Raw genomic sequence first — 17991 nt, 5'->3', positions numbered from 1 at the left:
CAACGGTCCCTGATGTTAATGATGGAAACGGAAGCTCCTGAGAAGATCGCCAAACAGCGCGCGGTCGGCATCGCCCGGCGCGCGGGTGCAGGTCATGGTGAACACCAGAATTTTATCGTTGTCGACGTTAAATACGGCCTGCTGCTGCCAGATGCGTTTTCCGTCGCGCAGGTAGCTCGCATGGACGGTTTCACCCTGCAAAAGGCCGTCGCCCAGGGTAGCGGCGCTGCGCTCCCCCTGCTTCCAGCCCTTGATGTGTTTTTCCATCAGGGCGAGCTGGCGATCGATATACGCGGCAAGCGCTTCGCCGGGGTTGAGGGCATCGCGGGAGATGTTGAACGCTGGCGCATCCGCAGCGGGCAGCGCGAATACGTTGACGGTACGATCCTGATAACCTTCAGGAAAAGCGATCAGTCCTTCACTGAAAAGGCACTGCGAAGTTGGTTCTGACATTGAGCGGGTCCCACCACATTTTTTCAGAAGCGGTAAGTTTCGCATATGTGTTTAAGGCTGACTATCCCCAGATTATTGCCCCGCGGCCGCGTGGTCGTACTGGCCGCTGACCACGTGGCCTTATGAGTATCAGGACGGGAATTTCTGCTGTACCTCGTAAACCATTACCAGGCGTATCGCTATGGATTAGCGGATATTCTGACGAGCCGTTATGAGTTTTTAAACAACTAACAAATCGTCAAACAGATAAAATATCCAATAACCGTTCAAGTATTTATTACATTTTCAATCAACATTCACTTAATTATTATTTAAGCAAAGCCTCCGTATTAATCATTAAGAATTTATTCAGATCCAAACTGCAAGATCCCATCCTTTCTTAATTTGTATCAACGAAACCGCAGATCGGTTTATATCCACACTGTACAAAATTGACGGCCTATTTTATAAGCGCTAGCGTTGCGCTGGTTACATAACCAACTAAACCATAAGATCTTATCAGGATTTCCTTTAAAGGAGTTTTAAACAAATGGCTATTCCCGCTTATTTATGGCTCAAAGACGACGGAGGCGCGGACATAAAAGGTTCTGTCGATATATATGGTCGTGCAGGCAGTATCGAAATTATCGCGCTGAACCACGGCATAATGCAGCCCACGGACAAGCATAACGGCAAGGCGACAAGTCTGCGCATCCATTCCCCCTATTCTTTCGATAAAGAAATCGACGCTTCCAGCCCCTATTTGTACAAGGCTGTTAGCACGGGCCAGAAGCTAAAATCCGCAGAGATAAAGTTCTACCGTATCAACGATGCTGGTCAGGAAGTGGAATATTTTTCCACCCTTATGGAAGGCGTAAAGATAGCCAGCGTCTGTCCAATGATGCTTGATATCAAAGATCCTGACTACGAGAAGCATAACCATATTGAGCTGGTAGAGTTGCTGTATGAAAAAATAACCTGGCGCTACGTGGACGGTAACATCATGCATTCAGATAGCTGGAACGACCGCAAGACGGCATAAGGAGAACGTTATGGGATGGAAGTATGAGCAATCAACCGGCAAGATGTATAAAGACGGCAAATTAATTGAGACAGGATATTCTGGCGCCCTCACCAATAAAAACAACCCGGACCGTCAGCATGTGAAGGGGCTGGGTCCACTACCGCGCGGTACATATAAAATTGCGGGTCATTCGAATTCAAAAGGACCAATTACTATCATTCTTGAGCAAATCTCCGGAGAGAGTTTTGGTCGCTCAGAGTTCCGCATTCATGGTGACCATAAGTACGGTCCAGCCGGATTTGCTTCTGAGGGGTGCATCATTCTCTCACCGTCAACGCGACGTAAAATCCTTCGTGACGGCGGTGAGCTTGAGGTTGTGCGATGAAATACCCGCTCGTCCTGCTGCTTTTTACACTTACCGTCCCAGCCATTGCAGCCAGCATTGACTGGCCATCAGCGCTTCATGGTATTGCCTCAGGTGATGCAAACTGGATTGCGCAAGCACCCACGCTGGCTGCCACGACTGACGTCAGACAGGCGCAACAGTTGGAGGATGCTTTGGCCGAAGCGCTCACAACAAACACCAGCGCCACGCTGGAAGCGCTCCGGACCATTGACGCGGGAAAATGGCCACACATGGTTGGCACCGATATCGTCTGCACACCGCCTTTAGAGAAATCCCCCGCAGAAGTCGATGCGTTCTATCAGCGCACCCGCCGGGCGCTGCTGGATACGGTTGAGGGTGCTCAGTGCCTCTGGATCCTGGAAGCAACAATGGAAGAGGTAAACGCAGAAAAAGCCCGTCAGGGTAAGTAAGAGAGTTACCCGGCGCACAACGGCCGGGTCTTTCCTTCTAACCAGACCCTATCTCACCCCGGCCCCTCGCTCCCCGCCGCCAGCAGCGGCACCACCACGTCGCTAATCGGCACCGCAATCCCATGTTTGCGGCCGTAGCGCTGGATCACGCCGTTGCGGATATCCCACTCCATCGGGCGATCCGCCTGACGGTCAGCGAGAATCGACGTACCTAAATCCACGGGCGCGCGTTGGAAGTTCGCCAGGATCTCCTGCGCCACGTCATCGTTCAGCTTCGCCCCCTCAGCGCGGGCGACGGTCAGCCCTTCGCGCAGGTAGGCCAGGGCCAGCTCGCTGATATACTCGCGCCTGAACATCCCGGCGCGGCGGTTGGCCAGCACCATCAGCCCGGCGACCGCGTTTTGCAGCAGCTTGCGCCAGGCGACGGTGGGGAAATCTTCCGAGAGCTCAACCGCGCAGCGCGTATCACGAAGCGCTTCGACCACCCGCTGCGCCTGGGGCACGTCCGGCAGCGTCAGGCGCGGTTTGGCGCGCAGCCAGACGGAGGCATCCGGCTCGCGCTGCGCCGGGAACCAGACCACCGACGGCAGCACCATTGCGCCACTGACCAAAGGCTCAAGCTGCGCCTTCTGCTCTACGCCGTTTTGCAGGGCGCAGACCACGGTATTTTCATCGCACAGCGCGCGCAGCCACCCGGCGCTGTCGGCATTTTGCGTCGTTTTTACCGCGATAAACACGAGGTCAACGTGATGCGTGATGGCCGTCGGGTCGGTTAATACCGGACCGGGCACCACCGTTTCCCCCTCATCGTAGCGCAGGCGTAATTCCGGATGCGCTGTGCGTCCGCACAGCAGCGGCGTGCGGCCAGCGTCATGCAACACCGCGGCAATGGTGGTGCCAATCGCACCGGGACCAATCAGCGCAATGGTTGGATGGTCAGACATGAGTCACTCCCCTTTTGCTAAGCCTGCTATCAGTTATACCACCCTGAGACGAGCGCGCCACACCCGTTGTCTATACTCAACATTCACAGACAACGGAGTGCGCCATGCCTTTACCTGATTTCAAATCCTCTGAACCTTTTACCCTCGGCATCGAGCTTGAACTGCAGGTGGTTAACCCGCCGGGCTACGATCTGAGCCAGGACTCCTCTGCCCTCATCGCCGCCGTCAAAGACGACATCAAAGGGGGCGAAGTCAAACACGACATCACCGAAAGCATGCTCGAAATCGCCACCGGCGTGTGCCAGAACATCGACCAGGCGGCGGCACAGTTCTCGGTGATGCAGCAGAGCATCCTGCGCGCGGCGGCGGATCAGCACATTCAGATCTGCGGCGGCGGGACGCACCCGTTCCAGAAGTGGCAGCGTCAGGAGGTGTGCGACGACGAGCGCTATAACGTCACGCTGGAGCGCTTTGGCTACCTGATTTTGCAGGCAACGGTGTTCGGCCAGCACGTACACGTGGGGTGCCGAACCGGGGACGACGCGATTTACCTCCTGCACGGCCTGTCGCGCTTCGTGCCGCACTTTATCGCCCTGGCCGCCGCCTCGCCTTATATGCAGGGCACGGACACGAAGTTCGCCTCATCGCGGCTCAACATCTTCTCCGGGTTCCCGGATAACGGCCAGATGCCGTGGGTCAACAGCTGGCAGGAGTTCGAGGGGCTGTTCCGCCGCCTGAGTTCCACCAGCATGATCGACAGCATTAAAGATCTGCACTGGGACATCCGCCCCAGCCCGCACTTCGGCACCGTGGAGGTGCGGGTGATGGATACGCCGCTGACGCTCGGCCATGCGATCAACATTGCCGGACTGATTCAGGCGACGTCGCACTGGCTGCTGACCGCGCGGCCCTATAAGCATCAGGAAAAAGATTTTCTGCTGTACCGCTTTAACCGTTTTCAGGCCTGCCGCTACGGGCTGGAGGGGATCCTGACGGACGTGCATAGCGGCGAGCACAAAACCGTGGCGGAAGATATCGCCTGGCTGCTGGAGCAGGTTGCGCCGTCGGCCGAGAAGCTCGGCGCGACGAGCGCCATCAATGAAATTGCCCTGCTGTTAAAGCAGGGCAAGAGCGAGGCGCAGCGCATGCGGGACTTTATTTCTGACGGCGGCTCGCTGATTTCTCTGGTTCAGAAGCACTGCGATCTGTGGGCGACGAGTCCGTAAGGCCGTGACCCCACTCGCGCAGGCGCTGGAACAGCACGAACAGCGCCGGGATGAACACAATCCCCACCACGGTCGCCACCAGCATGCCGCTGAACACCGTGGTGCCGATAATGCGGCGGCTCTGGGCACCCGCCCCGGTCGCCAGCATCATCGGCAGGACGCCGATAATAAACGACACGGCAGTCATCATCACCGCCCGGAAGCGGCGCGACGCCCCTTCCCGCGCCGCATCGACAATCGCCATCCCGTCCATGCGCCGCGCGCGGGCAAACTCGACGATCAGGATCGCGTTCTTGGCGGCGAGGGCTATCAATAGCACCAGACCTATCTGCACGTACACGTCGTTGGCATAGCCCGCTATCCACAGCCAGACCAGCGCCCCGCCGAGGGCGAACAGCACCGAGAGCATCACGCTCGCCGGAAGCGTCCAGCTCTCGTACTGGGCGACAAGGAACAGCCACGCCATCACCACCGCCGCCAGCACAATCCAGATCGCCTGGTTGCCGGTCTGCTGCTCCTGATACGACATGCCGCTCCAGGCGTAGTCGTACCCGGCTGGCAGGTTCTCGGCAAGAAGCTGCCCCATCACCGCCATCGCGGTACTGCTGCTCACCCCAGCCGCCGCCGAGCCGCTCACCGACACCGAAGGGAACTGGTTGTACTGCTGCAGGAACGGCGCGCCGACGGTCGGCGTGATAGTGACCAGGTTACTCAGGCGCACCCGTTCGCCGCCGTTGCTGCGCACGAACAGCTCGCTGATTTGCTCGGCGCGCTCGCGCCACTGCATCTCGTTTTGCATCACCACGTGGTAGACGCGGTTGTTGATGCTGAAATCCCCGGCGCGCGTGCCGCCAAAGGCGGTTTGCAGGCTGCTGAAGATGCGAGACACCGGCACGTCGAGGCGCGCGGCGCGCTCGCGGTCAACGGTCAGCGTCAGCTGGGGCACGTTACTGCTCCAGGTAGTGAACACGCGGCTCAGCTGCGGATGCTGGTTAGCTTTCGCCAGCACCTCACGCGTCACGCGCTCCAGCTCCGCCGGGCTCTGCCCCGCCTGCGCCTGAATACGCAGGTCGAAGCCCGAGGCGTTGCCCAGCCCCGGCAGCGTCGGCGGCGCGAAGGTCATGATGGTCGCCTCCGGCAGGGCCAGCAGCTGGCGCTGCAGGCTCCCCATCACCTCGTCCAGCGGCGGGCGCTCGCTCCAGTCCTTCAGCATGATGGAGATAAACCCGCCGTTGGAGGCGCTGGTGCCGTTGAGGATGTTAAATCCGGACACCTGAATCACGTCCTCCACCGCCGGATCTCTGGCGATCAGCTCCCGCGCGGTGGTCATCACCGCCTCGGTGCGCTCCAGCGAGGCCGCTTCCGGCAGCTGGACGCTGGCGAAGAAGTAGCCCTGGTCTTCCTGCGGCAGGAAGCCTTTGGGCATCGACGTAAAGCTGAACGCCACCACGGCCGCCGCGCCTGCGGTGGCCAGCAGCGCCAGCCACGGGCGCAGGTTTAAGACACGAACAATGCGGGTGTAGAAACTGCGCGTGGCGTCCAGCCCACGGTTAAAGGCGCGATAGACTGCCGCAGGTTTCTCCGGGCGCGGACGCAGCAGCATCGCGCACAGGGCGGGCGTCAGGGTCAGCGCCACCAGGCTTGAGAGCGTCACGGCGGTGGAGAGCGTCACCGCGAACTGGCGGTACAGCTCGCCGACGATCCCCGGCAGGAGCGCCACCGGCACAAACACCGCCAGCAGCACCAGCGTCGTCGCGATGACCGGCCCGGCGATCTGGCGCAGGGCGAGCGCGGTCGCCGCCGTGCGGCTCTGCCCTTCCGCCATCAGCGTTTCGACGCTCTCCACCACCACGATGGCGTCATCCACCACCATGGTCAGCGCCAGAATAATGGCAAACAGGCTGAGGGTGTTGGCGGAGTAGCCGAGCGTGTAGAGCACCGCGAAGGTGCCCACCAGCGACACCGGAATGGCGAGCGCGACAATCAGCGTTGCGCGCCAGCTTTGCAGAAACAGGGAAACAACCACCACAACGGCCAGCATCGTCAGCGCCAGCGAGACGCCGATCTCCTTAATGGTGGCGGCAACAAAAGAGGTGGTGTCGAATTTGACTTCATAGACGAGATCGTCCGGGAAACGCGTGGACAAACGCTCCAACTCCGCGCGCACAGCGTCGGCCACGCGCAGGGCGTTGGCTGACGGCGTCGGGTAGATGCCGAGGTAGGCAGAGTCGTGCCCGTTCAGCTGCGCACCGGAGCTGTAGCTGCGCGATCCAAGCTCGATGGTGGCCACGTCCTTCAGGCGCACCAGCTGACCCATCTCACCCGCGCGGATGATAATGTCGGCAAAATCTTCGGCCTGGTTTAAGCGCCCCAGCCCGTTGATGGTCAGGGTCTGCTGCTGGCCGTTAAACACCGGCGGCGTGCCGACCTGGCCTGCCGCCCCCTGCACGTTCTGCTCGCGCAGCGCCTGCGCCACGTCGTCGGTGGTCACGTTAAGCGCGTTCATGCGGTCCGGACGCAGCCAGATGCGCATGCTGTAGTCGCGCGCGCCAAACATCTGCACCTGCCCGACGCCCGGCAGACGCGACAGCGCCTCGCGCACTTGGGTGCTGGCGTAGTTGCTGACGAACAGCGGCGTGTGGGTGTTGTTCGGTGAGTAAAGGCTTACCCCCATCATCAGGTTGGTGGCGCGCTTGCGCACCTGCACGCCGTTTTGCTGCGCCTCGGTCGGCAGCTGCGCCACGGCCTGCGCCACGCGGTTCTGCACGTCGATGGCGGCGAGATCCGGATCGGTGCCCGCAGCAAAGGTAATGTTCAGGCTATAGGTGCCTTCGTCCGAACTGGTGGATTCCATATAGAGCATGTGATCCACGCCGTTCAGCTGGGTCTCCAGCGGCGTGGCGATGGCCTCCGCTACGTCAGCCGAGCTAGCGCCCGGCCATGACGCTGACACATTCACCACCGGCGGCGTGATCTGCGGGTACTGCTCCACCGGGATAATCCTCAGCGCGATGGCCCCCAGCAGGGTGATGACCAGCGCAATCACCATCGCAAAGCGCGGGCGTTTGATGAAAAACGTCAGCATGATGGCTCCTTAATTGAGTATCTGGACGGCAGCGCCGGGCTGCACGCGCTGCGCGCCGTCAGTAATCGCTCGCTCACCGGGCTTCACGCCGGAGGCAATCTGAAACTGCTGGCCGATCTGCCCGGACACGTTCAGCGGGCGCCTTTCGGCGTTGCCGTCGGCGTTAACCACCCAGGCGAAGAACCCGTCGCCGTTCTGCTGGACCGCGGCGGCAGGCAGCGTCAGCACCGGCTGCTCGCTCGCCGGACGCAAATAGACATTCACGTTGCCGCCGGGCAGCAGCTGGTGGCGCGGGTTAGCAAACTCGGCGCGCAGCATCACGCTGGCGGTGCGCGGATCGATGCGGTTGTCCACGGAGGTGAGTTCCCCGCCGACGCGCTGACCGTTGCTGTCGATCAGCGCCTGCCAGGCCTGCTTCATGGCGCTGATATCCGCGTGCTGTCCGGCTTTGGCGGCAAACGCCCCCTCCTCCAGCGCAAAGGCGATGCGGATGGGATCGAGCTGCACCACCTCCACCAGCACGCCGCTGGCAGGATTCACCAGGCTGCCCACGTGGAACTGGCTGTGGCCCACGCGACCGTCAATCGGCGAGGTGATGCGGGTGTAGTTCAGGGTGACGCTGCGGGTGTCGAGCCGGGCTTTCGCCTGCTCCAGCGCGGCGCTCGCCACGTCGCGCTGCATGCGGGCATTATCCACGTCGTGACGGCTGATGGCGTTGCTGCTGCCCAGGCTTTCGAAGCGGGAAAGCTGCTGCTGCGCCTGACGCAGCGTGGCTTCAGCGCTTCTCACTTCAGCCTGCGCCAGACGCAGGGCGGCACGCGGCTCGGCGTCGTCCAGCTCAAACAGCACGTCGCCTTTTTTCACGTACTGCCCGTCGCGGAAGTTGATTTTCGTTATCACGCCTTCCGTACGCGCGCGCAGCTCAACGGTGTGAATGGCTTCGATGCGGCCCGGGATCTGGCGCTCGGCGGCATGGGCGGTCTGCTCCACGGTGGCGACACGAACGGGGACCGCGGCGGCGAAGACGGGTTGCAGGGTACTGACAAGAAGGGCGAACAGGAGTGGAAGTTTCATGGGAGTACCTCAGCGTTGTTTCTCCCCTCACCCCGGCTCTCTCCCCAAAGGGGCGAGGGTTAGGGTGAGGGGTAAGATTTTCGTTATGCAGCCTTACGGAACCTGCGGGTCAGTCGCTTCTCGATTTCGACGACGAAGAACATCACCCCAGCCACCGCCAGCGTCACGAACCAGTAGCGCAGCGGCAGCGCTTCGGTGCCGAACAGCATCTGCATAAACGGCAGGTAGATAATGGCCGCCTGGAGCAGGAACAGCACGCCCGTTACCAGCCAGATCCCTTTGTTCGCCAGCAGGCCGCGGTTGAGGGAGAACCCTTCGGTGTTGCGGCAGTTAATCATGTACACCCACTGGGCGCAGACCAGCATCTGCAGCAGCACGGTGCGGATGAACTCCGCGCTGTGGCCGCGCGGGGCCAGCCAGGCTTCCAGGGCAAACGCCGCAATCGCAATCATGGTGCCGACGAAGGCCACGCGCCATACGGCGTAGGCATCCATCACGTGCTGCCCGGTCTGGCGCGGCGGGCGGCGCATGATGTTGCGCTCGGCGGCCTCAAAGGCCAGGCCGAAGGAGAGCGTGGCGGAGGTCGCCATGTTCATCCACAGAATCAGCACTGGCGTTAGCGGAATGATGTTCCCCGCCAGCAGCGCAATCACAATCAGCAGCCCCTGCGCCAGGTTGGTCGGCATGATGAACAGGATGGTTTTCTTCAGGTTGTCGTAAACGCGACGCCCCTCTTTCACCGCGCTGGCGATGGTGGCGAAGTTATCGTCCGTCAGGACCATGTCCGCCGCCTCTTTGGTGACTTCCGTGCCCTTAATGCCCATCGCGATGCCGACGTCCGCCTGGCGCAGCGCCGGGGCATCGTTTACGCCGTCACCGGTCATGCCGACGATTTCACCTTTGTCCTGCAGCGCTTTCACCAGGCGCAGCTTATGCTCCGGGCTGGTACGGGCAAAGATGTCATATTTCACCGCCGCTTCCGCCAGCTCGGCATCGTTCATTTTCTCCAGCTGATAGCCGGTGACCGCCTGCTCGCTGTTGCTGATCCCCAGCATCTGGCCGATGCTCATCGCCGTCTGCGGGTGATCGCCGGTGATCATCTTGACGCGGATCCCCGCCTGCTGGCAGGCGTTAATCGCATCAATCGCTTCCGGGCGCGGCGGATCCATCATTCCGGCAATGCCGAGGAAAATCAGGCCGTGGCTCAGGTCGTCGTGCGTTAACGCCTGTTCGCCGTTCGCCGGCTTGAACGCCGCGGCAACCATGCGCAGCCCCTGACGCGCATAGCGCTCCATCTCCGTTTCCCAGTACGCGCGGTTGAAGGCTTCCGCACCGTTGCGCGTCTGCTGCTGGTTGCATAGGGCGAAAATGACGTCCGGCGCGCCGGTAATCAAAATCTGCTCCTCACAGCCAATCTGGTAGTGGGTGCTCATGTACTTGTACTGAGAATCGAACGGGATCTTGTTAACCAGCGTGGTCGCCACCGGCTCAAGGCTGGCCTTCGCCGCCAGCACCTTCAGCGCGCCCTCGGTCGGCCCACCGGTAATGCCCCACAGGCCGCGCTCGTCCTGAATCAGCTGGCTGTCGTTGCACAGGTCAACGGTGCGCAGGTACTGCTCCAGGACGGTGCCCGGCTGGATCTGCACCGGCTCGTCGCTGCCTTCCAGGTAGATATTGCCTACCGGCTCGTAGCTGTTACCGTCCACGCGGTAGCAGACGTCGGCGGTGATAATGGCTTTTACCGTCATCTCGTTCATGGTCAGGGTCCCGGTTTTATCCGAGCAGACCACGGTCATCGCGCCCAGCGTTTCAACCGTCGGCAGCTTGCGGATAATCGCCCGCTTGCGTGCCATCGCCTGTACGCCCAGGGAGAGGATGATGGAGATAATCGCCGGCAGGCCTTCCGGTACGGAGGCGACCGCCAGGCTGATCAGGGAGAGCAGCAGCTCGCCCATCGGGATCTCGCGGAACATCAGGCTGAAGACGAACAGCGCGGCCATCATCGCCAGAATAATGACGAAGATGGCTTTACCGAGCTTGTCCATCTGCACCAGCAGCGGGGTACGGTGCTTTTCAATGCCTGCCATCATCTGGTTGATGTGGCCGAGTTCCGTATCCTTACCGGTCGCGGTGACCACGCCGACGCCGCCGCCTGCGCTCACGGTCGTCCCGGAAAAAACCATATTGGTGCGGTCGCCCAGCGGTAATTCGCCGCTCAGCGAATTCGTGTGTTTATCCACCACGGTGGACTCACCGGTCAGAATCGCCTCCTCCACGCGTAAATTATGCGCTTCGATTAAACGCATATCCGCCGGAATACGATCCCCCGCGCGCAATACAATAATATCGCCCGGAACTATTTCCGTCGTTGGTATGGTTTCATGGTTGCCGTTGCGAATAACGCGCGCCTCACTGGAAAGCATATTGCGAATACTCTTCAGCGATTTTTCCGCGTTGCTTTCCTGAATATGGCCAATTAGCGCATTGATGACCGCCACGCCCAAAATTACCAGCGTATCGACCCAGTGACCCATTACCGCCGTTAATACCGCGGCGGCCAGCAGAACGTAAATCAGCACATCGTTAAAATGGGCCAAAAAACGCAGCCAGGCGGGTTTACCTTTTTTCTCCGGCAGCGCGTTCGGCCCTGTTTTTTGCAGACGCGCCTGCGCCTCTGCACGATCCAGACCGCTGGCCTGGCTCTGCACGTGGGTAAGCACCTGCTCTGCGGTCTGCTGGTATGCCAGCCCGCCGGAAGGCGGCACGTTTGGGGAGTATTTTTTTTCGGTCATCATATTTTTCCTTCAATATCCGGTGAACAGAAGCCTGAATTCCTTTCTGGCTTAAATAAATTGATTTTAAAGTCTTGCGGGTAAAATTGATCTACCGCAATATATTTACCACTGGGTTATTCAAAATTGATTAAAATTATTTCGACGAGCTGATTTTTACAAAATATTTCTAAACCAATCCTAAACGAGGGGGAACCATGTTTGGTATTTATCGCGGACGGCGCCTGGCGTTATACATTGTCGCAGCCATTGTTATTGCGACGTTAATTGGATATAGCACCTATATGTTTGTAAAATTATTTTCGTGATGCAGACATTTATTTACATAGCGCGATATTAATTTAATCATCAGGATTAAATTATTCTCCTTCCGCGCATTATTCTTCGGGGGAAGGAATTATTTAATTTAAAAAGGGCCGACGGGTTGATATTGCTTTACGTTAAAGGATGCTGGACAATGACATTTTTAACTGACGATTAACATTACGATGAAACACCCGTTGGAATCGCTGCTGACTGCGGGGGGCATTTTATTGATGGCCCTGATCTCTTGCTTACTGCTACCCGCGCCGTCGCTGGGTCTGGTGCTGGCGCAGAAGCTGGTTCAAACCTTTCATATGGTCGATCTGAACCAGCTCTACACCATTTTGTTCTGCGTGTGGTTTTTACTGCTCGGCGCTATCGAATTCTTCATCCTGCGTTTCGTCTGGCGCCGCTGGCTTTCACTGGCGTCGTAGGCGAATAAAAAAGCCGGGTAGCAGCGATGCCTTACCCGGCCTTTGTTTCGTCAATTTCAATGCGCCCGACTATGGTTCTCTTTGCGGTAAGCCCCGGGCGGCTGATGGAAGGTGCGGGTAAAGATGCGCGTAAACGTCTGCTGCGATTCAAAGCCGTAGCGCAGGCAGATTTCGTACACGCGCTCGTCAGATTCACGCAGATCCCGCGCCGCCAGCAGCAGCTTGCGCTCGCGGATGTAGCGCCCCAGGCTTTCGCCTTTGTACTGCATAAACAGCCGCTGTAAATGCCACTTGGAGTAACCCGCGTGGCGGGCGATCTCTTCGATGCGTAGCGGCTGGTGTAGGTTGTCATCGATCCATTCGACAATCGTATCAATGACCTGAGCGGAAATCGTCATGCTGCTCTCCCCCTCTGTTTCTTGGTTCAACATTATTCCCACCACTCACGAAATTGTTGCGTGCTATCGCTCACCCGGACCGGCTCACCCAGCTCCGGCGTCAGCAGCCGATAATTTTTGTCCTTGCTGGCCCGCGCCAGCTGGATCAGCGGATCGTTCCAGGTGTGTTTCGCCAGCACGAAACGTCCGTTATGCCCCGGCACCACCGCTTTCGCATTGAGGTCCGCCGAGGCCTGCGCCGTTTCATCCGGCAGCATGTGGATGTACTTCCAGTCCTGGTCGTACTGGCCGTTTTCCATGATGGCTAAATCCACTTCACCAAACTGTTCGCCGATGGCCTTAAAGTGCGGGCCATAACCGGAATCGCCGCTGTAGTAGACCTTCTGCTCTCGCGTGACAAACATGAAGCTGCCCCACAGGGTCTGGTCACGCTTAATGCCGCGCCCCGAGAAGTGGCGCGCGGGCAGGACGTGAACCGTCAGCGCATCGCTGATGTGCACCGACTGGTTCCAGTCCCGTTCGTCGATAATCTCAGGCTTCATTCCCCAGTAGCGCAGGTGGGATCCCACGCCGAGCGGCGTGACGACGCGCTTCACCTTCGGCAGCAGCGCCCGGATGGTGGCGTAGTCCAGATGGTCGTAGTGATCGTGCGAGATAATCAGCAGGTCGATTTCCGGCATGCTCTCCGCGCGCCACGGATACTCTCCCGCAAACGCTTTATTGAGGAACGAGAACGGCGCGGCGTAGTTGCCGAGGACCGGGTCGATCAGAATGCGTTTTCCCGCCAGCTGCATATACCACGAGGAGTGGCCGAGCCACACCAGCGTATCCTGCTCCAGAGGCAGGCTCGCCAGATCGGTTTTCACCAGCGGCAGCGGCTGCGCCGGACGAGCGTTTTCGGTTTTACGGGTCAGGAACTGCCACCACGCCACCAGCATGTTTTGCTGCCCGGTAAAGCCAGGCGTCGGGAGCGCGTTGTGGAACTTCCCGTCGCGATAGTGCGGAGAAGCCTCCACTTCCGTGAGCTGCGCACCCTGCGGCGGCTGGCCAAATCCGGCATTCAGAACAAACGGTAAACTCGCAGCTGAAGCAATAATCATGAGGAACACCACGCAGATGAAGAGAGGCTTTTTCATATCCTGACCCGAAAACGCGCGCCATCCGATGGTTTACGCGAGGGAAACTTGATTATGAGTGAGTAAGCACTCATTATAGATATGATGATAAAGTCGTCAAGACGTTTTCGATCTTTGACATTCCGCGTTGCAGCGTGTCAAAGCACGTGTTTCAATCAGGGTTTTTATAATTGAAAGGGGGAAAAATTTAGTGGCACGTCCGAAGAGTGAAGATAAAAAACAGGCCTTACTGGAAGCCGCGACGGTGGCATTTGCACAGTCAGGTATTGCCGCCTCAACGGCGTTAATTGCCCGTAATGCGGGCGTCGCTGAAGGCACGCTGTTTCGCTACTTTGCTACAAAAGACGATCTGCTGAATGCCCTTTACCTGCACCTCAAGCAGGATCTCTGCCAGACCATGCTGGCGAACCTCGATCGCACCCTCACGCTTCCTAAAGAGCATACCCGCAATATCTGGAACAGCTACGTGGACTGGGGGATTCGTAACCCCGTGGCGCATGCGGCGATCCGCCAGATTGGCGTGAGTGAAAAGCTAAGCGCTGAAACGGAACAGGCGGTGAAAGAGATGTTCCCGGAACTTCACGAGCTATGCCGCCGTTCGGTGCGCCCGGTGTTTATGTCCGATGAATTCAAAACGTTTGGCGATGCGCTTTTCTTATCGCTGGCGGAAACCACCATGGAGTTTGCCACCCGCGATCCGTCCCGCGCCACCGATTTTAAAGCGCTGGGTTTTGAAGCCATGTGGCGCGGGCTGGCTCAGGAGGATAACGATGGACAGTAAATCCCTGCAGGCGCACGCAAAACGCGTCGCGCTGGAGATGCCTTTCACCGAACACTGCTGGCCGTTTGGCCCCGAGTACGACGTGTTTAAGGTGGGCGGGAAAATTTTTATGCTGATGGCCACCGCTCACGGACGCCCCCACGTTAGCCTGAAATCCGACCCGGAAAAATCCCTGTTAAATCAGCAGATTTACCGTGGCGTTGAGCCGGGCTACCACCTCAATAAAAAACGCTGGATTTCGCTCTACGGCACCGAGGACATCACGCCAGAACTGGTCGCCGACCTGATCGAGGATTCGTGGAACCTGGTCGTCGATAAGCTGCCGAAAAAAGACCAGAAATGGATACGCCCTGCCTGATTGTTCGTCTGTGCCGAACAGTATAACCGCTCGAATCGCACTTATCTTTTGCCGCTTCGCGCGGTAATCTGCTCTCCTTTCGCGCCCGCGCACGGGCGAATTTCATTACCAGGAGTAGTTATGGATATCATTTCTGTCGCCCTGAAACGCCACTCTACCAAGGCGTTCGACCCAACCAAAAAACTGACCGCTGAAGAAGCAGAGAAAATCAAAACCCTGCTGCAGTACAGCCCGTCCAGCACCAACTCCCAGCCGTGGCACTTCATTGTGGCCAGCACCGAGGAAGGTAAAGCCCGCGTGGCGAAATCCGCCGCGGGCACTTACGTGTTCAACGAACGCAAAATGCTGGACGCCTCTCACGTGGTGGTTTTCTGCGCGAAAACCGCGATGGACGACGCCTGGCTGGAACGCGTTGTCGACCAGGAAGAGGCCGATGGCCGTTTCAACACGCCGGAAGCTAAAGCCGCGAACCATAAGGGCCGCACCTACTTCGCCGATATGCACCGCGTGGATCTGAAAGATGACGACCAGTGGATGGCGAAACAGGTTTACCTGAACGTCGGTAACTTCCTGCTGGGCGTGGGCGCGATGGGTCTGGACGCGGTGCCGATTGAAGGCTTTGACGCGGCGATTCTGGATGAAGAGTTTGGCCTGAAAGAGAAAGGCTTCACCAGCCTGGTGGTGGTGCCAGTTGGGCATCACAGCGTGGAAGATTTTAACGCCATGCTGCCGAAGTCTCGTCTGCCGCTGAGCACGATTGTGACCGAGTGCTGATTCAAACGGGCCGCTGCACGCGGCCCGTTACGTTTTACTGATGACCAGCCTGCGGTGTGGATGTACATCGCGATCGCTTCCCCAGGCAAAGGCAATCCAGCGCTCTTCCAGCTCGGCGTAAGAGTTTACGGGCGTTAACGTCCATTCTTCTCCCACTGTACCGTCTGCTACGCTAATGCGATAGTTCATGGTGAACGCCCAGTCGATCATGCGCAGCCAGAACCGTTGCCCGTCCCCCGTTTGCTCGCTGTCTGAGACTACGATATCGTATTCGCTGAGCACCCACTGGAAAAATAATTGCGGTAATCCGCTTATTACGCGCTGGTGGACGGCGCGCGGGGTACGCCATACCATCACCTGCGTGGCGGCACCGTGGGGAAAGGTATTTTCTTTATGAAATGTAAGCTTCACGGCATACGCCGTATAAGGCTTACCGTCATCGGTAGTCACGAGACGATATTCATCACCATAACGCGATTTTAAAAGCCGGTATCCGACAGGCAGCAAGAACCCCGGCAGATGAAAATCCGCAGTACCCCGCGCCAGAAATGCTTCGGTATGTTCGACGTTTCGGGAGATAAGCCCGAGTTTTTGGCTGAACTCTGCGGAATCAATCATTAGTGGCGACATTAGTTGTTTCTCATCGCATAAGTATAGTCAACTTAACTTCCAATAGAAATCGCGTAAATTCAGCAAGTTGATTAAGCATCAATAGAGCGTAATCTGCGGATGCTTTATCCCGCACACCAGCGCATAACGCGTTAATGTATCGAGACTCGCCCGGGTAATATTCGCTTCCATTCTTGATACCGTTGGTGCGCTGACGCCCATCCGCTCCGCCACCTGGGCGCGCGTCAGGCCAGCATGATTGCGCCATTGCGCCAGCATCTCCCGCAAACGCTCCTTGCGCTCTTCTGCATCAAAGGAAGCCTGAACCTCTGAATCGCTTAACAGTTCAGCCCTGAGTTCATCCCAGTCAATAATCTTCTTGCTCATCCAACATCTCCTGTTGTCGCTTCAGTGCCAGACGAAGTTCAGCAGAGGGCGTTTTTTGCGTCTTCTTAACAAACACGCGCAAAAGAAAAATCGTCTTTTCCCGCTGGTAAACATAGATACCTCGGGTATGGATCAGCCCAACGGTCCTTATTTCAAACAGGCCATGCGGCAATGGTTTGCTGTCAGGTTCCCGAAGAGCCGTCGGGTTTAAACGCAATTTATCAAGCTGGCGAATCAGCTTCGCCTTCACCCCAGCAGGTAGTAAGAGAATCTCTTCCCTTACCGCCTCATGAACGATAAGTCTGAACACGATATTTCATCCCTGATGATATTAGCATATAAGGCAATTTGCATTAAAGGCTAATTTAGCTTTTCGTGTCCCACCTTACCCATTTTTTAACAGGAAGAACCGGAGCCGCTTTGATTACCTGAAAGCGCCTCGCAAAAAACTTACTTCCCCTGCGCCGCCAGCCATTCCATCGCCCTTTCCCCCGCCTCATCCACCGGGAGATACACCAGTAGCCGCGATCCGTTTCGCGGCGCGGAGTACCAGTACATCTGCTGCAGCGTAAAATCTCCCAGTTCTGGATGGGTAAACAGCTTGAGCTGGTTCTCTACGCCGCGCACGTCGTTGCGCTGGTGCCACAGGGTTTTGAACTCTTCGGACACCGCGAAGAAGCGCGCCAGTTTGGCTTCCCACCGCGGGTCGCCCCGGTGCTCGGCCATCGCCGCGCGGAAATAGGAAACGAAAATCGGCAGCACGTCGTCGCGTCTGCCGAGACGCGCACGCCACGCCGGATGGGTAAGGAACAGGTAAATACAGTTGCGGTCTTCCGGCGGGATGGCGTTGAAATCGACGCCCATGAGATGCCCGAAGCTGTCATTCCACGCGACGATGTCGAAGTTGGGCTTCTGAATGCTGGCGGGTTTTGGCATCAGCGTATCCAGCAGTCGGCGCGTGCCTTCGCTGATGCCCTCGCAGCAGACCGCCTGCGGGGCTTCACCCGGCGGCAAGCCGGCGAGCACGAAAAGATGCCGGGCCTCGGTCGGGGTGCACTGCAGCGCTTTTGCGATGGCGGCCATCACTGCGCTGGACGGGTTGACGTCCCTGCCCTGCTCAAGCCAGGTGTACCAGGTCACGCCCACGTCAGCGAGCATCGCCACCTCTTCCCGGCGCAGGCCCGGCGTGCGCCGCCGACCGCTGCGCGGCAGGCCGAGACGCTGGGGATCGAGGCTTTCCCGCCGGGCGCGTAAAAATGCCCCCAGCTGTTTTCGGGTGTCATCCTGAAGTGAGGTGACGGGTTCAGACATCAAGGCCATAAATCCCCCTGCATGGTAGTGCCAGTACCAGTATAAGCAAGAACTGGTACCCGTTTATCAGATGGTTGATGCTACGACCATCTGATGAATGACGCAAT

The 17991-nt window shown here is 58.3% G+C and carries 19 protein-coding genes; 8 read left to right on the top strand and 11 right to left on the bottom strand.

The genetic code is table 11. The features are described 5' to 3' along the window. Nucleotides 1-15 precede the first annotated feature (15 nt). Nucleotides 16-453 (bottom strand): DcrB-related protein, encoded by a 438-nt coding sequence (locus IM299_RS06600; protein WP_045630349.1) that lies wholly within the window; start codon nt 451-453, stop codon nt 16-18. Between the two features lie 529 nt (nt 454-982). On the opposite strand from IM299_RS06600, the gene IM299_RS06595 reads away from it, so the two are divergent. The 3 genes from IM299_RS06595 to IM299_RS06585 are packed head-to-tail and all read left to right on the top strand — an operon-like array spanning nt 983 to nt 2272. Continuing rightward, nucleotides 983-1474 (top strand): Hcp family type VI secretion system effector, encoded by a 492-nt coding sequence (locus IM299_RS06595; protein ID WP_193357197.1) that lies wholly within the window; start codon nt 983-985, stop codon nt 1472-1474. Between the two features lie 10 nt (nt 1475-1484). Then, nucleotides 1485-1841, top strand: coding sequence for a tlde1 domain-containing protein (locus IM299_RS06590; RefSeq protein WP_193357196.1), 357 nt, complete (start codon nt 1485-1487; stop codon nt 1839-1841). Beyond that, nucleotides 1838-2272, top strand: coding sequence for a hypothetical protein (locus IM299_RS06585; protein WP_193357195.1), 435 nt, complete (start codon nt 1838-1840; stop codon nt 2270-2272). Before IM299_RS06590 ends, IM299_RS06585 begins: the two co-directional genes overlap by 4 nt. A 53-nt stretch (nt 2273-2325) precedes the next feature. Here IM299_RS06585 and IM299_RS06580 read toward each other — a convergent pair whose 3' ends face one another. Next, nucleotides 2326-3216, bottom strand: coding sequence for an oxidoreductase (locus IM299_RS06580; protein ID WP_193357194.1), 891 nt, complete (start codon nt 3214-3216; stop codon nt 2326-2328). A 104-nt stretch (nt 3217-3320) separates the two neighbouring features. Here IM299_RS06580 and IM299_RS06575 point away from each other — a divergent pair, with 104 nt between their 5' ends. Then, nucleotides 3321-4442: a YbdK family carboxylate-amine ligase gene (locus IM299_RS06575; RefSeq protein ID WP_048956957.1), complete on the top strand. Its 1122-nt coding sequence runs from the start codon at nt 3321-3323 to the stop codon at nt 4440-4442. Here IM299_RS06575 and IM299_RS06570 read toward each other — a convergent pair. The 3 genes from IM299_RS06570 to IM299_RS06560 form a co-directional block, all read right to left on the bottom strand. Further along, complete coding sequence (locus IM299_RS06570) at nt 4372-7527, bottom strand: efflux RND transporter permease subunit (protein ID WP_193357193.1); 3156 nt, start codon at nt 7525-7527, stop codon at nt 4372-4374. The genes IM299_RS06575 and IM299_RS06570 overlap by 71 nt on opposite strands. A gap of 9 nt (nt 7528-7536) precedes the next feature. Next, the gene (locus IM299_RS06565; protein WP_193357192.1) at nt 7537-8601 is read right to left on the bottom strand and encodes an efflux RND transporter periplasmic adaptor subunit; all 1065 of its coding nucleotides are present in this window, start codon (nt 8599-8601) and stop codon (nt 7537-7539) included. Between the two features lie 83 nt (nt 8602-8684). Then, nucleotides 8685-11393: a cation-transporting P-type ATPase gene (locus IM299_RS06560; RefSeq protein WP_193357235.1), complete on the bottom strand. Its 2709-nt coding sequence runs from the start codon at nt 11391-11393 to the stop codon at nt 8685-8687. A 488-nt stretch (nt 11394-11881) separates the two neighbouring features. Between IM299_RS06560 and IM299_RS06555 the strand changes: the two genes are divergently transcribed. Further along, on the top strand, nt 11882-12130 hold the full coding sequence (locus IM299_RS06555) for a DUF1158 domain-containing protein (protein WP_193357191.1): 249 nt from the start codon (nt 11882-11884) through the stop codon (nt 12128-12130). Nucleotides 12131-12186: 56 nt separating this feature from the next. On the opposite strand, the gene IM299_RS06550 is transcribed toward IM299_RS06555, so the two are convergent. Both IM299_RS06550 and IM299_RS06545 read right to left on the bottom strand, forming a co-directional pair. Beyond that, on the bottom strand, nt 12187-12528 hold the full coding sequence (locus IM299_RS06550) for a RamA family antibiotic efflux transcriptional regulator (protein ID WP_028012253.1): 342 nt from the start codon (nt 12526-12528) through the stop codon (nt 12187-12189). A 32-nt stretch (nt 12529-12560) separates the two neighbouring features. Beyond that, nucleotides 12561-13664: a RomA family MBL fold metallo-hydrolase gene (locus tag IM299_RS06545; RefSeq protein ID WP_047362673.1), complete on the bottom strand. Its 1104-nt coding sequence runs from the start codon at nt 13662-13664 to the stop codon at nt 12561-12563. A gap of 190 nt (nt 13665-13854) precedes the next feature. Here IM299_RS06545 and IM299_RS06540 point away from each other — a divergent pair, with 190 nt between their 5' ends. The 3 genes from IM299_RS06540 (at nt 13855) to nfsB (ending at nt 15577) form a co-directional block, all read left to right on the top strand. Then, on the top strand, nt 13855-14445 hold the full coding sequence (locus IM299_RS06540; RefSeq protein WP_028012251.1) for a TetR/AcrR family transcriptional regulator: 591 nt from the start codon (nt 13855-13857) through the stop codon (nt 14443-14445). Continuing rightward, nucleotides 14435-14803 (top strand): MmcQ/YjbR family DNA-binding protein, encoded by a 369-nt coding sequence (locus tag IM299_RS06535; protein WP_193357190.1) that lies wholly within the window; start codon nt 14435-14437, stop codon nt 14801-14803. Before IM299_RS06540 ends, IM299_RS06535 begins: the two co-directional genes overlap by 11 nt. Before the next feature lie 120 nt (nt 14804-14923). Further along, complete coding sequence (gene nfsB / locus IM299_RS06530) at nt 14924-15577, top strand: oxygen-insensitive NAD(P)H nitroreductase (RefSeq protein ID WP_193357189.1); 654 nt, start codon at nt 14924-14926, stop codon at nt 15575-15577. A 27-nt stretch (nt 15578-15604) separates the two neighbouring features. Here the strand turns inward: nfsB and IM299_RS06525 are convergent, their stop codons facing one another. From IM299_RS06525 to IM299_RS06510, 4 genes are all read right to left on the bottom strand, one after another. Next, nucleotides 15605-16207 (bottom strand): hypothetical protein, encoded by a 603-nt coding sequence (locus IM299_RS06525; RefSeq protein WP_045630342.1) that lies wholly within the window; start codon nt 16205-16207, stop codon nt 15605-15607. 78 nt (nt 16208-16285) lie between these two features. Further along, nucleotides 16286-16573, bottom strand: a complete 288-nt coding sequence (locus IM299_RS06520) for a helix-turn-helix domain-containing protein (RefSeq protein ID WP_028012247.1) — start codon at nt 16571-16573, stop codon at nt 16286-16288. Beyond that, the gene (locus tag IM299_RS06515) at nt 16554-16883 is read right to left on the bottom strand and encodes a type II toxin-antitoxin system RelE/ParE family toxin (protein ID WP_028012246.1); all 330 of its coding nucleotides are present in this window, start codon (nt 16881-16883) and stop codon (nt 16554-16556) included. Before IM299_RS06515 ends, IM299_RS06520 begins: the two co-directional genes overlap by 20 nt. 140 nt (nt 16884-17023) lie before the next feature. Then, nucleotides 17024-17893 (bottom strand): helix-turn-helix transcriptional regulator, encoded by an 870-nt coding sequence (locus tag IM299_RS06510; RefSeq protein ID WP_048956974.1) that lies wholly within the window; start codon nt 17891-17893, stop codon nt 17024-17026. Between the last annotated feature and the right edge of the window lie 98 nt (nt 17894-17991).

It is taken from the genome of Enterobacter cloacae complex sp. P47BA (assembly GCF_014930485.1).
GTDB lineage: Bacteria > Pseudomonadota > Gammaproteobacteria > Enterobacterales > Enterobacteriaceae > Enterobacter > Enterobacter bugandensis.
The sequence above is the reverse complement of the archived record's forward strand: the minus strand, read 5'-3'. Positions and strand labels throughout refer to the sequence as shown.

Excerpts from the sequence above, each read along its gene's own strand:
- IM299_RS06600 (WP_045630349.1), bottom strand. The coding sequence starts at position 453 with ATGTCAGAACCAACTTCGCAGTGCCTTTTCAGTGAAGGACTGATCGCT.
- IM299_RS06595 (WP_193357197.1), top strand. The coding sequence starts at position 983 with ATGGCTATTCCCGCTTATTTATGGCTCAAAGACGACGGAGGCGCGGAC.
- IM299_RS06590 (WP_193357196.1), top strand. The coding sequence starts at position 1,485 with ATGGGATGGAAGTATGAGCAATCAACCGGCAAGATGTATAAAGACGGC.
- IM299_RS06585 (WP_193357195.1), top strand. The coding sequence starts at position 1,838 with ATGAAATACCCGCTCGTCCTGCTGCTTTTTACACTTACCGTCCCAGCC.
- IM299_RS06580 (WP_193357194.1), bottom strand. The coding sequence starts at position 3,216 with ATGTCTGACCATCCAACCATTGCGCTGATTGGTCCCGGTGCGATTGGC.
- IM299_RS06575 (WP_048956957.1), top strand. The coding sequence starts at position 3,321 with ATGCCTTTACCTGATTTCAAATCCTCTGAACCTTTTACCCTCGGCATC.
- IM299_RS06570 (WP_193357193.1), bottom strand. The coding sequence starts at position 7,527 with ATGCTGACGTTTTTCATCAAACGCCCGCGCTTTGCGATGGTGATTGCG.
- IM299_RS06565 (WP_193357192.1), bottom strand. The coding sequence starts at position 8,601 with ATGAAACTTCCACTCCTGTTCGCCCTTCTTGTCAGTACCCTGCAACCC.
- IM299_RS06560 (WP_193357235.1), bottom strand. The coding sequence starts at position 11,393 with ATGACCGAAAAAAAATACTCCCCAAACGTGCCGCCTTCCGGCGGGCTG.
- IM299_RS06555 (WP_193357191.1), top strand. The coding sequence starts at position 11,882 with ATGAAACACCCGTTGGAATCGCTGCTGACTGCGGGGGGCATTTTATTG.
- IM299_RS06550 (WP_028012253.1), bottom strand. The coding sequence starts at position 12,528 with ATGACGATTTCCGCTCAGGTCATTGATACGATTGTCGAATGGATCGAT.
- IM299_RS06545 (WP_047362673.1), bottom strand. The coding sequence starts at position 13,664 with ATGAAAAAGCCTCTCTTCATCTGCGTGGTGTTCCTCATGATTATTGCT.
- IM299_RS06535 (WP_193357190.1), top strand. The coding sequence starts at position 14,435 with ATGGACAGTAAATCCCTGCAGGCGCACGCAAAACGCGTCGCGCTGGAG.
- nfsB (WP_193357189.1), top strand. The coding sequence starts at position 14,924 with ATGGATATCATTTCTGTCGCCCTGAAACGCCACTCTACCAAGGCGTTC.
- IM299_RS06525 (WP_045630342.1), bottom strand. The coding sequence starts at position 16,207 with ATGTCGCCACTAATGATTGATTCCGCAGAGTTCAGCCAAAAACTCGGG.
- IM299_RS06520 (WP_028012247.1), bottom strand. The coding sequence starts at position 16,573 with ATGAGCAAGAAGATTATTGACTGGGATGAACTCAGGGCTGAACTGTTA.
- IM299_RS06510 (WP_048956974.1), bottom strand. The coding sequence starts at position 17,893 with ATGGCCTTGATGTCTGAACCCGTCACCTCACTTCAGGATGACACCCGA.